The sequence below is a fragment of the Aureispira sp. CCB-QB1 genome (assembly GCF_000724545.1).
Classification (GTDB): domain Bacteria; phylum Bacteroidota; class Bacteroidia; order Chitinophagales; family Saprospiraceae; genus Aureispira.
In genome coordinates this window covers 136,523-154,552 of the sequence record NZ_JHBV01000039.1, presented here as the reverse complement: position 1 = coordinate 154,552, position 18,030 = coordinate 136,523, and the positions used below count along the sequence as shown (strand labels likewise).

4 protein-coding genes are annotated in these 18,030 nt (G+C 37.4%); 2 read left to right on the top strand and 2 right to left on the bottom strand.

Going from position 1 to position 18,030, the window contains the following annotated elements; all coding sequences use genetic code 11:
* Positions 1 to 141: 141 nt before the first annotated feature.
* Positions 142 to 2,961, bottom strand: coding sequence for an excinuclease ABC subunit UvrA (gene uvrA / locus CG11_RS19955; RefSeq protein WP_052598606.1), 2,820 nt, complete (start codon positions 2,959 to 2,961; stop codon positions 142 to 144).
* A 477-nt stretch (positions 2,962 to 3,438) separates the two neighbouring features.
* Here uvrA and CG11_RS19950 point away from each other — a divergent pair, with 477 nt between their 5' ends.
* Together CG11_RS19950 and CG11_RS19945 are read left to right on the top strand one after the other, a co-directional pair.
* Positions 3,439 to 4,299 (top strand): M48 family metalloprotease, encoded by an 861-nt coding sequence (locus CG11_RS19950; protein ID WP_052598605.1) that lies wholly within the window; start codon positions 3,439 to 3,441, stop codon positions 4,297 to 4,299.
* A gap of 89 nt (positions 4,300 to 4,388) precedes the next feature.
* On the top strand, positions 4,389 to 5,447 hold the full coding sequence (locus tag CG11_RS19945; RefSeq protein ID WP_052598604.1) for a hypothetical protein: 1,059 nt from the start codon (positions 4,389 to 4,391) through the stop codon (positions 5,445 to 5,447).
* 117 nt (positions 5,448 to 5,564) lie between these two features.
* Here CG11_RS19945 and CG11_RS19940 read toward each other — a convergent pair whose 3' ends face one another.
* Positions 5,565 to 18,002, bottom strand: coding sequence for a T9SS type A sorting domain-containing protein (locus CG11_RS19940; protein ID WP_052598603.1), 12,438 nt, complete (start codon positions 18,000 to 18,002; stop codon positions 5,565 to 5,567).
* Positions 18,003 to 18,030 lie beyond the last annotated feature (28 nt).

Here is an 18,030-nt window from a genome sequence, read left to right as displayed (position 1 = left end):
CCTCCTTCTGTATTTTTTTTTAACACTTTAAATTTTCTCCAAAGAGCAATTAAATCCTTAAGTACTCAAAAAATAAAAACTCTTCCTAAGTACAACCTTAGAAAGAGTTTTTGTCCACGAATAAGATAAATGTCTTAATTCTTATAGTTCTAATTTAAGAAATCGCCCTGTGTGGCTAGTTGGATGAGCCGCAACAACCTCAGGAGTTCCTTCAACCACCACCGTTCCACCTCGTTTCCCTCCTTCTGGTCCAATATCAATAATATAGTCTGCCATTTTGATAACGTCCATATTATGCTCAATTACAACAATGGTATTTCCTCTATCGACCAACTCATCCAATACACCAAGTAGTAATTTAATATCAGAAAAGTGCAATCCAGTAGTAGGTTCATCCAAGATATACAAGGTATTTCCTGTATCTTTTTTGGCCAACTCTTTCGCCAACTTTATACGTTGCGCTTCACCTCCTGAAAGCGTTGTAGCAGACTGCCCCAAGGTGATGTATCCCAAGCCGACCATTTGCAACGTGCTAATATATTGATGAATTCGAGGAACTTTTACAAAGAAATCAGTTGCTTCATCAACCGTCATATCCAAGATATCATTAATTGACTGTCCTGCGTATAAAATTTCTAAAGTTTCTCTATTGTAACGCTTACCACTACAGTTCTCACACTCTACCTCTACATTTGGCAAAAACTGCATTTCAATCACACGTTTGCCAGAACCACCACAAACCTCACAACGCCCTCCTTTTACATTAAAGGAGAATCGACCAGGCTTGTAACCTCTAATTTTAGACTCTGGCGTGCTAGAAAATAACTTTCTAATATTATCAAAAACACCAATGTATGTCGCAGGATTAGAACGAGGGGTACGACCAATTGGCGCTTGGTCAATTTCTATCACTTTATCGACGTGCTCGATTCCTGTTATTTGTTCATAAGGCATTGGCTTTTTCAAGCTATTGTAAAAATGTTGCCTCAGAATAGGATACAAAGTTTCGTTCACTAAAGTCGATTTACCACTACCTGAAACCCCTGTAATACAAACAAATTTTCCTAGAGGTATGGTTAAATCAACAGACTTTAAGTTATTTCCTGTCGCCCCTTTCAAAACAATCTCGTCTCCTGTCCCCTTGCGACGCTCTTTGGGAACTTCTATCTTTTCTGTATTATTCAAATAAGTAGCTGTAATACTACTTTTAGTTAAAAACTCTTCTGGTTTTCCAGCTGCCACTACCTCTCCTCCTAATTTTCCTGCAAGAGGTCCTAAATCAATCAAATAATCAGCTGCCATCATAATGTCTTTGTCGTGCTCTACCACTAAGACCGTATTCCCTATATCCGTCAAGTCTCTCAATGCTTTAATTAGCTGTTCATTATCACGCTGATGCAACCCAATACTAGGCTCATCTAAGATATATGTAATCCCTGTTAATTGAGACCCAATTTGCGTTGCCAATCGAATCCGTTGAGACTCTCCTCCTGATAACGTTCTAGCAGGACGGTTTAAGCTCAAATAATCTAGCCCAACATCTAGTAAGAAGCCTAAACGCAAGCGCAATTCTTTCAAAATATCTTTAGCAATCGCCATTTGACGAGTAGAGAGTTGATCACCTATAGAGCCCACCCAATCGTATAAATTTTGGATGTCCATTTGTGCTAACTCTGAAATATTTTTTTCGGCAACCTTAAAGAACAAGGCTTGTTTTTTTAAACGCGTTCCATCACATTCCGAACAAGGCGCTACCACCATAAATTCTTCTGCCCAACGGCGAATCTTTTCAGATGTAGATTCTTTGTAATAACGTTTCAACATCTGAATCAACCCCTCTTTTGCTAAATTGTGCGAAAACTCTTCCTTTCCAAACTTTCGAGCCTCAAATGTATTATCTCCACCATACAAAATAACATGCAAGGCTTCTTCTGATAATTCCGAGATAGGAGTTGAAAATGTAAAATCGTATTTTTTGGCAATTGCACGCAATTGCTTAAACGTCATATTATTTCGAACTTCTCCCAAAGGCAATATACCAATTTGATTGATTGTTTTGCTATCGTCTGGTATAATGCGCTTGTACTCTACTTCATGAACAGAGCCCAAACCCTTACAATTGGGACAAGCACCATAAGGAGAATTAAAGGAAAAACTATTGGGTGAAGGTTCTTCATAAGAAAGTCCTGTTTCGGCACACATCAAGTGCTTGCTGTATTGAAACACTTCCTCCGTCTCATAATCCATGAACATCATAAACCCATTGCCCAAACGCAAAGCCGTTTGCATAGATGCCCCAAAACGATCCCGCCTCGATTCTTCTACTACGACACGATCTACAACCAGTTCAATATCATGAACCTTATAGCGATCTACTTGCATTCCTGGCGAAAGGTCAATTATAAATCCATCAATACGCATTTTTGAAAAGCCCTGCTTACGCATTTGATCAAAAAGCTCTCGATAATGTCCTTTTCTAGCACGCACCAAAGGAGCTAAGATCATTCCTTTTTTGCCCTCAAAGTTTTCAAAAATATGATTTTGGATTTCCTCTTCTGTATAACGAACCATTTTCTGGCCTGTGTTGTAAGAATAAGCTTCTCCAGCACGGGCAAACAACAAACGCAAGAAATCATAAATTTCAGTGACAGTTCCTACTGTTGATCGAGGATTTTTACTTGTTGTTTTTTGTTCAATTGCAATGACAGGGCTCAGTCCAGTAATTTTTTCTACATCAGGTCGTTCCATATCCCCAATAAACTGTCTGGCATAAGCAGAGAAAGTTTCCATATAACGCCGCTGCCCCTCTGCATAGATGGTATCAAATGCTAGAGAAGATTTGCCGCTACCACTTACCCCCGTAATAACAACCATTTGGTTGCGTGGAATTCGTAAATCTATGTTTTGAAGATTGTGCTCTTTGGCACCAAAAATTTGTATAAATTCCTGAGAATTTTCCATTGTTTAATTTAGAATCAAGACTTGCAAAAATGTTAAAGTACACACCTAAAACAGTAATTAATGTAAAATAGTTGTTAGGTGGTATATTTATTGAAGCATTTGCACTATATCAATAAAATAGTATATTTGCCCAAAACTACCCCAAATGATAACACAATGATAGAGATAAACTCCCAATTATTCTAATTGTTTTTAAAGATTCTGTATACAATCAGTAGGCTGTAGATTAGTTTTTTGATTGTCGTTTTTTAATGAAAAAGACCTTGAATTAGTAGTTCGTTGATTTTTTACTTTTTTAGCTCGCTACGCTCGTGAGATCGCAAGCTCAGTTACCAAAAAGACAAAAAAACACATTTATATTAATTTGATAATCAAAACCTTAACACAAAACGCAATAAATCTTCAATTTATTGATTATCAATCAAATAAAGTTTTTCAACGAACTATTGTTGAATACAACAGACTTAATTTATAAGTATGAACTTTTTTTTTACGCGTAATTTCTATTTTGCTACAATTGCATTTTTTATTGTCCTATTAACAATTAGTTGCGAAAAGGAAGCTGTCGAAGCCAAACATATCATTACTTCTGAAGACGACGCCAATATTGGACGTGCCATCGATCGGGCTTTGTTAACTCACATTGACACCTCCTCTGACCTCTCCCTGCTCAATCAACAGTCTCATCCAGCTATTTATAATTATATTTATCAAATTAGTCAATCTATCAATGGATCTAGTGGTTTTTTGACAGTAGGTGCCAATCAATCCAACGCTCTCTCCCCCTCTGCGACTCCAACGGTTCGTGTGATTCACAAGGCGGGTTATACTGGTGCTTTTGTGGTTCCTGGAGGATATATTTACTTGTACAAGGATTTTTTGAAAAACATTAATTATGAAGCTCAATTTGCGCCTGTTTTAGCACATCTAATGGCTTGTTCTAAGAATCGTTATGATATCGAAAAATTAGAAGCACGTTTTTCTACTAACTTTTTACTAGATTTAGCTTTAGGAGGTAAAATTAATGCAGGGTCAGGGGCTGATATTTGTTCTATTTTGGATGTTTTAGAAAACGAACCGTATCAAACGAGTATTGTTGAGTTGTTGGATGATGAAGCAGAAAAGGCGATTTGTGAACTGGGGTACGATGTACAAACTTACTCTGATTGGTTTATTCACAACCGAAATAGTAATCTTAACTGGTATCAATTATTTCCTCGCACTCAGTCTTCAAACGATTATGCCTCTCATCTTTTTAATGATGTAAAGGATTCTTTATCTTGTAGTGGAGAAGTTGACGAAGGAGGTTATCCTCAATTCAAGAGCTTGCTAAACTAAAACCTTTGTCTAAGGCTACCATATCAAAAACGCAGCTAATTTTTACATTATTAGGAACAAGTGTCTTTTCGATATGCTTGTTTTATTTTATGTTTTTTCAGACAGATTCTCCAAGTTTTATTAATGCAGTTGAATTATTACTTGGGGAGTCCTCTCAGCCCGATCGTTTATTTCGATTGAGCAAACCACTTAGCTTATTCATTCCAACTTGTCTATACTATTTCTTTGAAATCCCCATCCAATATGGCTTTTTCATTCAGCAGCTTCTAGCCTACTGGTTGAGTGCTTTTGTATTGTATAAAATAGTTTTTTTTGTTACCTCTAAAGACTATTTGGCTTACTTGGCAATGCTTGCTTATACTCTATGCCAACCTATGGCAGTCTACGGATTAGCTATTCTTACCGATGGATTAGGCTGGTTTTGGATGCTTTGGGGTGTTTTGTGGAGCCTAAAATGTTTCTGTTCTCCCAAACTCTCTTGGAGACATATCGCTTTCTTGGGGGGATTTATGGGAATCGGATTTTTTATCAAAGAATCTATTATTATTACAGGCATGTTTACTTTCTTTTTGATCCTCCTCCACCCTCATCATACTCCTAAAATAAAAATAACAATCTATGCTGTCCTTGGAAGTTTTTTTTTAGGCACATTTTTAATTGGAAACTACCTAATTGACAGTATTTGGGGAATATCCATTTGGGACTGGATTAAGTTTGGTCATAGTGATCCACCAGCCTTTTATTGGAAAAGTTTTATTGCCCAAAGTTACCATACAATAGATTTATATTGGTTTCTTTTTTTAGTTGGTTTGTTTAAAAACATTGCTTTTCGCCAATGGACGCAAATTTACGCTGCATTATTCCTAACCTTTGTTACAGGATGGTTTTTGCTTCCCTTCTTTTGGCCTTACCTCTACGACCGTATTTTATTTATGTTAGTTCCGTTTTTGATTGTGTGGGTGGCTTTTGGTGCTCATCACTTTAAAAAGTTAGCACTACCTCTAGTTTTATTGGCAGGTGCCACGAACTTAATCGTTACCTTCTTAATTTACCAATATCAAATCTCTGGTTTGATTACGATTAGTGCTTGCCTCTATATTCTTCTGTTGGTTTTAATTCATTTTAGACAAATCTCAAAATCTAGCTAAGAAGCACTTACTTCTAATCGGAGCATTTCTTAGACAAATCTTGTAAAACGCAAAAAAAAAGAGCTAGACTAAAATATCAGCCTAGCTCCTCTTACCTAAACGGTATCTTCTGCTATATTATTTAATAACAATTAATTTTCGTTGTGCGTATGCTCTATTATCATCACTGTTAATAATAAAGAAGTAAGCACCATCAACTAATCGCTCTGCATTAATTGTAAATTGTTCTGTTCCTTTAGCCGTTTGTCCTGTTTGGAGAACACGTCCTGTAACATCAACCAATCGCCAATTATACTCCCCTTCTAACGCTTTATCAAATGAGACATTAAATAAATTGCTAGATGGGTTTGGATAAACATTTAAGCTAAAGATTTCTGTTGCCTCGTCATCTTCTACTTTTATTGTTCCAGTATACCTATTCAAATCCTGTGTTGTAGAAGCTTGATACACCTCTCTTGAATTATCATTGGCATTTTGTACAAAAACAATAACTTCTAACTGTGTTTCATCAACAGGCACTCGTTGTCCTAATGTTGAGAGCGTCAAAGGCTCATTAATTAGCTGTTGTTCCCCTTGCTGCCAACCATTTGTTTTTCTGATACCAGCATTATTGGGTAACATTTTACGGAAGGCACTAAGTATATGCGAGTTTCCAACATAGGTAAAGCTATCTTGAATAACAGCTACTCGTGTTGTATAAATAATACTAGAATCTTTTGCTGTTAATGCTTCCACAGTTGCCTCAGCAGTCAATACGCCATTAACAATACTAACAGGAGTCGTAATTTGAATATCAAAATCAGGGAACTGCAACATATCATGATCTAGATGCCACTGGCTTAATGATTCTGACAAGCCATCTCCCACCGTTTGTCCATCTATAAAAATATTATTAGGCTGAGCAGAATATTGATACTGACGTGAGCTCAAATCAGGCTCATTATCTAAATACAATGGATCAGCGGTCAAGCTTAAATCTTCTGTTTGATACTGAATCAAAATAACATCTAAACCATTCCAAGAGTTAAAGATCTTATTGTAAACAGATTGATTGATAACAGAAGAAGGAATGCTATTACTATTCACATAATTAACATGATCAAAATGTTCTACCAATACATTTCTAGTTCGCTCTCCAATCCATACATTATCAAACGCAACACCTTCATAATCATTACCTGATAAAGAATCAATTACAGATTGTAAAGCCGATGCAAAGGCGATACGGAAGCGAACATCTCTCTGTCCTTTAAATTGATCCAAACGCAAACGTGCACTTTCTGGACCATTACTACGTCCCGACCATCCTTTGGGATTAATCATATTCAATTGGTTACCTGGTTGACTCAAAACAAAGTCATATTGATACCAATTAATTCCTTCTCCAACATCCCCAACTAACTCCCATTGGTTGCTAGTGTTGTTATAAAACTCTAGCACAGCACCATCAATTCTAGGAGATGCATCTCTCCATAAATCCAATGCAATCATCGGTCGTCTTGAATTGGTAAAGTCAAAACAGGGACTATAAACCCAAGCCGATTGGTTGACCTCATAAAGAGGACCTGCGGCCATTGTTACCCAAAATCCATTGGAATTACTAATATGATTGCCTGTCAAACTATTCTCATGAGTCCAAACATTGCTTGGAGTTACATCTATCGGTTGATCATCATACCAGTCCCCAGCACCACTGTTGAAATCTTCAAAATAATCAGAAGCTAAGTCGTGATAAGGAGATATTATCAACGGTTTAGTAAGACTTGCAGGACAACTACCTTGATTTTGAACATTCAAAGTTACGTTGTAAGTGCCGCTTGCCGTATATTGATATAGCATATCGGGCATTGTTATTGCCGAAGTATCCAAAGGAGAGTTTGTGATCATTCCATTTCCTTCAAAATCCCACCAAATACTAGTAATCGAGTCAATTCCATTTACCAAATTATTAGTAACTGGATCAAACGTAATATCCATTTGAGCACACCCTCCATAGACAGTAAAGTCAATCTCAGGGGCATTAAACAAATAGAGCCAAATAGAATCTTGATTTTCGCATTGTGTTGCTGGATCTACATAATGATAAGTAACCAATCTAGGGCCAGCCAAAGCATTCAAATTCAAAAAGAAACTGTCTTGAATACTTGTCAATGCTAAATTATCTGTAAAGTATCCTCCTGTAGGAGCGACGACTAGTTGTCTTAAATCATAACGCCCTACTTGACGACAGAATGTATCTTGCGCCATAGGATCAAACACGATTCTTGGATAAGGTCTTACTTCAAAGGTATCATAGCCTTCGCCTCTACACCCCCTTGTATCTGTAAATGTATAATAAACAGGGTAAACAGCGGTTGTTTGTCCTGGGCCTACCATTGTGCTTGGATCAATCCAGAAGAAGCTGCTATCAATTCGTGTCGAATCAATTGATAAATATCCTGAACCCACACTAAATGCAGGGAATGCTAAGAAAATACTTTGAGGCTCATTTTCACAATAATAAGGTCTCAAATCTTCAAAGTACACAATAGGCACCGTATCTATCCTTACACTATCATATATTGTACTAGAACATAATCCCAATGAACTAGGAGCTGTGTAGGAATAAGTAACATTTACTTGGCTGTATCCATCTGCTGTATAAGGATACAAAGTATCAAATAGTTGTATGAAGTTTGGTAAATTATTACCACTAGTATCTCTTGCTATATATGTTCCTTCATTAATCAAGGTATCCGCATACATTATTTGTCCCATCGCTCCAGTCACAACATGATTGATAGCAACTACTTGGAACGAATCTGCGTTGAGACAAAGACTATCTGGCAGATTCATAAAAGTTAAATCTGGTAAAGCATGTACTCTAGTTGTAAATCTAGTTGTATCTGCACAACCTGTCGTTGTATTGTAGATGTATTCTACTGTCACATCACCTGTATGCCCCATATCTATTTCTGCTGAATCAGGATAGAAAATTGCACCACCTGCACCAGCTGTTCCATTCCGAACTCCTGCACCATAGAATGTACCATTCGTAATTAATGTTCCAGAGAATAAGTTCACATCTAATATTGTTGAATCTGCATCCACACAATGGCCATTTCCAAATGGATCTAAAGAATTAGCAATATACACACTATCCAACAATGGTACAATGTCTATCGTATCATGTACAATTTCCACGCAACCATTGTTATCTTCAAAACGGTAGGTAACAATATCGTTGCCTGTTGTATTTGTTTGGTAATTTACAGGGAAGTTGGCTGTATCTAATACTGCTAAACCTACTGGTACCAAGTTCGTCCCCATCGTACTAGTAAATTGCCCTCCTAGAGGTGTACCTGTTAACAATAAAGTTGGCTCATTTTCGCAATATGTTGGCGGCAAATCGGTAAAGCTAACAATTGGTGCTGTATCTACTGTAATTGGATAAACTAAACTATCTTGACAACCTCTAACATCGGTATAAACATATTTCACTTCTACATTTCCTGTCGGAACTGCTAGAGGATTAAATTGATAAGAAGAATCTGTTACGTGGTGTACACCCGGTCCATCCATATACCCAATTCCAGTAAGAGAACAGTCCGCAATAGTCATGTCTCTCATTCTAACGTTATCTAGTCTTAAAGAGCGTCCATAAGCTGGAGTAGCACTTCGGAAACCTAAATGATAAGTTCCTGTAGTAAAACCAAGAAGGGGATCGTGATAATGATCAACAACATAACGAACATAAGTCCGATCCTCACTAATAGCAAGTTGTAAATCTAACTGTGCCCCCATATTAGCAGGGTTTGCTGCTGGTCCCATAGCAACAACCAAAGCTGCATCACAGAAACCAGAACAAGTGGAGTCAAGCTCACCTGCACGAACCATATATGTCAATCTATATCGATGCCCTGCAACTAGATTCAATGATTTTGTTATCAACCAAGAATCTGTTAACACATGACTAGTATCAATAAATGCAGCTCCTCCTGTACCACCCTGTGGCAATGACGTAGCTCCTGTCCAGTTTTTACCCCCAAAACTATAGGTTGAATTCCAACTTGGCGGAATACCTGAATTAAATTTCTCATCTAAAACTATATGCCCAGAAGCTCCATAAACGTTACAACTTGGCGTTGGAGATACTGTTAAATCTACTACTGTATCATTTGCACAGTATTGAGTCTCTAAAGGCGGTAACATCGTCAATGCAGGTAATGCATGAATTGTAAATGTATCAATAGCTGATGCAGAACAGACAAAGGTATCATTTCCTTGAATATAAGTTGATAGTTGTTGCAATTCTACTACGTGAAGCCCTGGATCTAATGGATCTGGACCAAATACATATGAAGGTTGCGGTACTCCTCCAATGGTCCATATAGCTGTATCAGGAGACGATACGTTGTGTATTATTTGGACATTAGGATCTGTATCACAGAACTCATCTAATCCATTTGCAGTAGCAAATGTTGGATTTAACCCTCTGTTAATTGTAATACTCATGGTATCAGAATTATTACATACTACACCATCCAAGATATAAACTAAATCATAGGTAGTAATGGCATTTTCTAGGTGGTTAACATCATAAGGGTTAATAACACTATTAAATAATGTGTCTCCAAATTGATATTGATTCGTTCCTCCATATAGCATAAATATTCCGCCTCCAAATGAATTGTTAGAAGGGTTTCCTGCTAATAGATGCAAGATATTTTCTTGACAATAGAAAGGAGAAACAATTGTATCTATAATATTTACAGGTGTCAAATCCTCAATGTATATAGGCTTAACAATTCTTGCCACTACATATTCTAATGTATCAAAGTCAACAGGATTTCCACTTCCATAAACATCTAATGTATCTTCATCTCTGTAAAACCCATATTCAATGATTAATGTATCATAATTACCACTTACAAGTGTAGGGTCATAAGTATAACTTTCATTTCCAGGAACCGTACTAACAGCTGTTACTCCTGCTCCCGTTACATTAATTATATTTAATTCGTCTGTATAAGAAGCAACTGCTGTATTGGGTGGATAAGATACCGATGGTGGACTATATGGGAATCTCGCTATTTCTCTAGCAAAAGGAGTTGTACCATAATTGCGACAAATTGTATCTGGCATTGGTATTGGCGTTGGTGCAGCCACTACCGTTATACTATCTTCTACCGAATTGATACAATCACCACTTTTGATACTATAAGTTAATGCATGTGTTCCAACTCCTGCATTGGCAGGCAAAAACTCTGTTGGACGCCCAGCAGGATTTGTAAAACTACCACTAAACGTACTTACATACAGAGGTTGTTTGTTCGGACGAGCAGCATAAGGCGTTGTTTGATATACTAAGTTGGTTAACAATTCTCTTGTCTGAGAAACCGAAATAGTATTAAACTGAACGTCTGTCAAGCGCACATCTTTTACCTCTTTTCGTTTGGAAACAGTATCGTTATCTGGACATAAATTACCATTCGTATACGTTTCTGTATAGCTATAATAGATATCAACATATTGATTGCCATCCACATAGGCACTTTGATTAAATTGTTGCGGGTACAATGTATCACCAACAAAAGCTCCTGGAATTAATGCTCCTGTTGAGATATCTCTAGCTGAGAAAGAGCCTCCTGTTGGACTACCAAATAATGTAATCCCCTCTCCATTAGAGCACAACATATTTGGCAACCCTGTAAAGCTCAAATCAGTATTATGAATCAGAACATATGAAGTAAATAATGTATCCCTTCTTCCTGTTACTAAGTTATCTCCTATTAACATTAAATAAGAAGCATAGGCATTTCCAGGTACCGTTAAATTAATATTTGTATTCCAACGGACATTAGTGCCAAAAGTATCAGAGGTACTGGTAATTGAATTCGCACCGATTAATTGATAATTATCATCTGCATCAAAAGCGAATACTTGATCGATAGCAAAATCTAAATTTACGGCATTGATTACCAAATCATCTCCTACACAGGCTTCATAAGCTACTGAGGATGGGTTAAGATTGGTTACAGAAATAGCTGCGGGTGGTAATACCTCTAAAACATCGCTTACCGTAAAGACACATCCCAAGGTATCATAATAATAGGTAATTAAATGATAACCAGACAAACTATCTGCTGGGTGAAAGTTAATACTATCCGTGCCTTGCAATCCTGCATTTGCAGCCAGTGCACCGTTAAATGGAGCACTTCTAAAATAACTTGAGAAATTGGTATTTGCCAAATCATGTCTTGCATAAGCAGGGAAAATCCAGTTATTCATATCTATAGAATCACCATTAGAGGCTAACGGTGTTCCTGTCGCTTGAACAGTGGGGCTTACATATACTAAGCTATCAAAATCCAAGGTCAACCCTGATGGTGGATCTACTTGACGAATACTGATCACAGATGAGGTATCTACACAACCATCCGAAGTCGTTACTTCTAAATTGTAAGTCCCTGGTGTACTAGTTACATATTGATAATTACTTGCCCCATTAATCGGATTTAATGTACGCAACCATCTGAAAGAACATCCCGAACAGTGTGTCGAAGGATTGCCCATGGATGCTGCATGCTCTAAAGTAACAGATTGCCCATTACAAATACTTGTATCTGTTGTGTTGGCTTCTGAATTCAGTGGATTAGCAATAATTGTTAAATCAGCAATGGTAACTAAGTTTGATATAGCAGAACATCCATCATTAGTTGCTGTAACTGTATAACCTCCTGTACCAGCTGTTCCTTCAGAAGTAATATAGGTTGTCCTCTTATGTCTAGTTATCAATACATTGTCAATAGCAAATCCTTTTGCATTAGGACCAATAACATTGACTCCTGTATCGCTGTGATGGAAGGATAACCAAATTGTTCCACTATCAATATAATTTGTTAAATCTACATATCTTGTTTGCCATTCTGGGTTACTATTTACTGTTGATATAGTAGTCCAAGGACCTGTAGCACTTGTTGTACTAACATCTACAGTTGCAACGGATGTTCCTATATAATATCCATCATATGCAAGACGAGCTTCTTCTAATAGGGAAACAGAAGTTATGGATAAATCAATTCCATCTGTAATAATCCGATCTTCAATCATGTTACAACTACAAGTATCATCATTCGAAGCAGCTATAATAGAACGACCTGTTGATGGAATGGGAAATCCTGTTGATGACAAATAATGAGAAGAGTCGATTACCCAACCTCCTGTAGTTAGGCTTACTGTAGTAGGAAGACGAGTCCATCCTGTTGCTAGTGTACCTGTTTCAAAATTTTCAATTAATAAAGTATCTATAGAAGTAATTGTATCACTTACTAAATTAGAACTACGTACCCATAAAAAATCACAACCTGTGCAATTCGAAACATCTAAATGCACTGTTCCACTATCTGTGCAAATCGCACTTGCAGTCACAGAGTTAGGATCTGCAGTTGCACGTGAAGTTAATATTGGTACAACATCTACTTTTCTTAAAGGCAGTAAATTAGATAAAGCCCTACATCCTAATGGGTCTATCGCTTGTACAGTATAAATTCCAGCAGAATCTCCAGGGAAACTAGAAAATGTCACATTGGAATAATTGGTTACGGGAGTATTATCTAAATACAACGTATAAAAATAAGTTCCTGTACGAGTAATTGAAGTAGAAGCAGTTAATACTTCTCCTACCCCATTACAAATAACAGAATCTAAAGGTCTATTATTTGAAGTATCTATGACTAAATCTATATTATAAGATCCATTACTAACTGTTAAGGTAATTGAGGTATCACTACAACCATTTGGATAGTCAACAGCTATCTGATAATCTCCTGTATCAATAATACTAGTAATGTTATGGAATGTGTCATTTAATGCTCCCAACACAGGTGCTCCATCTTTAAGCCAACTATAAGAACAACCTGTGCATCCTGGAGTTACTAATAGAGCATTTCTCCCATCACAAACAACATTAGAAGAAGAGGTTATTGCAGGGGTAAATACTGGATTTACAGTAATGTTAACGGTATCCGAAGTCTCAGAACAAATTCCTTTGGATACAACAGCATAATAGTCTCCTGATGCTGTCACACTATTATAGTTAAAACCTAATACAGAGCTAGGAGCTAAAGAAGTTGGGGTAGTATTAAACCACTCGTACCTACATCCTGTACAAAGAGAAACAGAAAGCTTACCCAATTCTCCAGGACAAATTGTTGGAGTTGTTGTTGTTGCAGTAGGTTTTGATAATGTTGTCTTTATTAGATTTATAGTTGATGATTGAACAACACACAAATTATAATTAGTTACCTCTACATAATACGAACCTGCTGAATCAGCATAATAAATTGATCCTGTTGCTGAAGTATCTTGTATTAAGATACCATCTCGATACCATTGATATTGCCAGTTAGCATATAAATCGGTTGAGAGCTCTACTGTAGCACCTTTACAAATTTCATTAATACCATTATTATATATATTAGGCGTAAATGTAGCAGAGTTTATAATAAAGAGGTTAGACTCTTCTATACAACCATTAGGATAAATAACAGCAACCTTAAAAGTACCTATCTCGCCAGGTATCGTCGTGTAGCTAGAATCAGTTGCACCACTAATTAGATAAAAACCACTACCATCATCTTTATACCATTGATATCGAAAGCCCGTTCCTGAGTTTGTCCAGAGTCTAGCAGTTTGGTTAGCACAAACAGAATCTGTTGTTCCCCATATACTAGGTACAGCAGGTGTTGTTTCATTAATTAGTAATTGAGCTGTTTGATAAGTACAATTTTGAGCGTTAGTCACTACAGCATAGTATACTCCCGTATCTACTGTTGAGTGAATTCTTCCTGAAGGGATAGTAGCTGCTGTTGTTTGATCAATCCACTGATAAGAACACCCTACACAAGGAGCAATTTCTAGAGCAACAGGATTTCCATCACAAATCTCAGAAGGATTAGCAACAACAGGAGAATTTAAACCATCTAATGCATCAACTACTACTGCAACTTGAGTTATTTGGCGACACCCATCCTCGTTAGTAATTTGGGCATAATACCCCCCTTGACTCGCTATATTAATTGATGGTGTCGTTGCTCCTGTATTCCAAGTATAAGTAGATAAAGTAGGGTTACAACCTAAACAATTTGCAGTAAGAGTTGCTACATCTCCATCACATAAATAAGCTGGACTTGGCAAACTTCCTCCATTATAAGCAGAACTAGTATAAACTAAACTTACCACTGGTAAGTCATTAACAGAAATCTGTCGTACTACAGTTTCTTCACACGAACCCAATTCTCCATGTTTCAACGTCAGGTTTACATCAAAGTTCGCTAGAGGCATTCCTACAGGAGGTCCCGTTGCATATAATTGATAAGTTGATCCATTTGTTGCATGAACGGTATCATTTGTTGTACTAACATCCCAAATATATGATAAATCTCCTAAACAGGTTGGGCAATTAGCTTGTGCAAACAACTGCTCTGTTTCGCATATAGAGGTGTCAATCGTACTACTATTATCTCCTTGTGGGTAAAAGTTAACATTACCTCTTGACACGACAAAAGTATGTTCCAAAAAACCTGTTGTATCTAAAACCCCTCCTCCTAGATCTCTCATTACATAAACTGACCGATAAAAAGTATCAGGACTAGAAGGCGATGTAGGAACGATGATCTCAGCGGTATTTTCCCCTGTATTCCATGAATATATAGCAGAATAGCTAGACGATCCTTTTTCTGCTCTAAGACGCAAAGATCCTCCCTCACAGACATAATTGTATGCTGGTGTACCTATATCCGACAAAGAAAAACCACTCACTGGTGCCCCAAATTCATCTAAAAGCTCTGCCTGCAATACAGGAGCTTCACAGTTAATAATTTCTATACCAGTAAATGGTACGGTTTGAGAACAGCCCCCATTCGTAACAACTACCTCAAAATCAACTGTATAATTCCCAGAAATAGGAGGGTTATTGATAATAGAAGCTCCTATTGGAGGATTTAAAAATCCCCAAAATGAACCACTTGACTGCCCTCCATCCGTAAATCCAGCGATATCAACAGCAGGAATATTGGTAGGAGGTCCTGAAGGTGCAGGTGTTTGATTCGTTCTACTCCATGCAAAATTCCAAGAAGTAGATCCTCCATTCAAATCTAAAAATAAGCGACCTGTTTGATTGTTACAATATTCATTATTCGGATTTCTATCAAAAACAGAACCTGTTCCAACAAGAGTATTAGGAGATTCATTAACAACAGCGGTAGCTCCCATTACAGTAGTTTCACAATCTCCCGATTGTTTGGCGACCAAATAATACGTTTTGCCATCTACTGGCTGATAAGCCGTCTGCCCACTTATGGCACTTGTAACCAAGTCAACTGTATTGGCTGTTGTATTTACATTTTGTATGTCACAATTTCCAGAACAGCTATAAACTAGTACTCCTCCAGCACTAGGGTCTCCGTCATATAAATCATAACGGTAACCAGCCATAGGAGTTGCAGCAGGACCACTTAACTCTATTCTAAAATCATCTCCACTACACAAGGGGTTCGCATAAGTTATAGAAGTGACACTTGGTGCTTCAACTCCTCGTAAACGAAAAGAATTAGTGTTATTTTGATTAACGCAACCTTTGCTATCTGAAATATTTGCATAATATCTTGTATCGGTTCCTCCGCTTACCACTATAGTACTTGAAGTCACGGGATTGCTAGTTGCATTCGACGTTGGTGTTGGGTTTAATGGATTGGGTCCTCCATTATTACCCCATGAAACGTTAAATGAACTTTCGCACAAATCACAAAGAGCTTCTACATCGATAGTCGTATTTTCACAAGCACTTATTACTCCATTTTGATTGTGAATAGTGCCATCTGGAGTTCGATAAGTAATCTCTGGATCCTGTACAACAACATCTATTTCATCTGTATTAGAGCATCCATTATGACCTATTGCTGTAAGCTCGTAAGTAATTGTTCCTGTTATTTCGGTACGAATTACCGCTGTATTTGCAGAACTAGGGTTATTAGAAAATAAAATTGTAGAGCCTCCTGTAGGTGCTACTGCAGTAAAAGGATTTGAGCCACCTGTAAAATCTAGTTGGGTCGCACCATTAAAAGCTCTCCATTCTAAATAAGCAAAATAATCATTATTAGTTCCACCACAGGGTGAGTTATAAGCCCCCGCTGATGCTAAAGAGGGATTATTAGGATCTGAATTATTTGTTAAGTTTTTTGTATATACTGTTGCTGGATTGGTCGTATAATTATTGGCATCGCAAACATAAGGTGAAAGCGCAATCTCCCTTCCTCGACAGACGGTAACACCATCCAAAGAAGTTAATGCTCCCCCCAAACTACCATCGTGCTGAAGCTCTACTCCTGGCAGATCATTAACAATAAATTCATCTGCTAATTCCAGTTGTGCTGTACATCCCCATTCGTTGGTTGCTACAACAAGAACATCATGTATCCCTGGATTGATACTCAAGGTAGATGGGTTTATTGTAAACTCCCCAGTACCACTGGCATTTGTTGAACCTGTTGTTCCATTAGTAGCGCCACTTGATTGAACATTCGGACCTGTTAAAAGTGTTTCTGTACTTGGGCGAATAAACCATTCATAATTACTTCCATTTACTGATGCGTTAGGAGGACAAGCTCCCGTACAAGTTACTGAAACATCTTGATCTTCATTTAAACATATTTCTGCTTCTGTTGCAGGACTTGTACTGTTAGAGGTATAAGCATTCGATGCATTTCCAGCAGCCATGCTTTTATCAAAGGTTAAGCTGCTTAAAGCGGGTAATTCTCTACGATGAACAGTAATATCAGCTTGATCAGCACAAACAATTCCTGTATGGTCTTTGTAGATAACCATTGTCAACGTAAAATTTCCTGTTCCTGCTGTAAGTCCACTAATAGTACCTGCTGTTACTGTAAATTCATTTCCTGAACTTGCTGCTGTACTTGGTCCAGCAAGGGAAGAAGCACCTTGAAACCATTCATAAGTAACCGTATTACCTGTACAAAGAGCTCCCGTTGCTAAGCACCCTCCTGTAATAATTAAATCACCGCTATTGACACAGGCATCTATATCCGTATCTAGTACAGGTGAAACAGGTTCTTGCACGGTAAAATTAAATGTCGATCCAGTTCCTAAAGTTCCAGTTCCTAGGCTAGCACAGTCACCTATTGGCCCCCCCGTATAATCATAAATCACAATCCCTTGAGAACCTGCACTTAAGAAACGAACCACCATTATTTCCTGTGTTGCCCCATCTGTACAAAGAGGCCCAGTACTAAATGTTACTCCTCCATTATTACTAAACTCTATTGCTCCTGGGTTACTAGACACAAAATGCCCTATTTGACCTGCTGTAGCTGTTTTGATTCTAATATTATAATTCGTATTGGGACAAATAGATAAAGTATTAGTTTTTACTAAATCTTGATAGACACCACCAATTTCTATTTCATACGTAAAATTTGATGCTAAAATGTCTTTTGAAAAAAAGATTAGAACAAATACAAAGAATAAGGTGGGATGTAAATTGTCTAGATATTTCATACAAAATAGGTTGTAAAACTTGTAATAG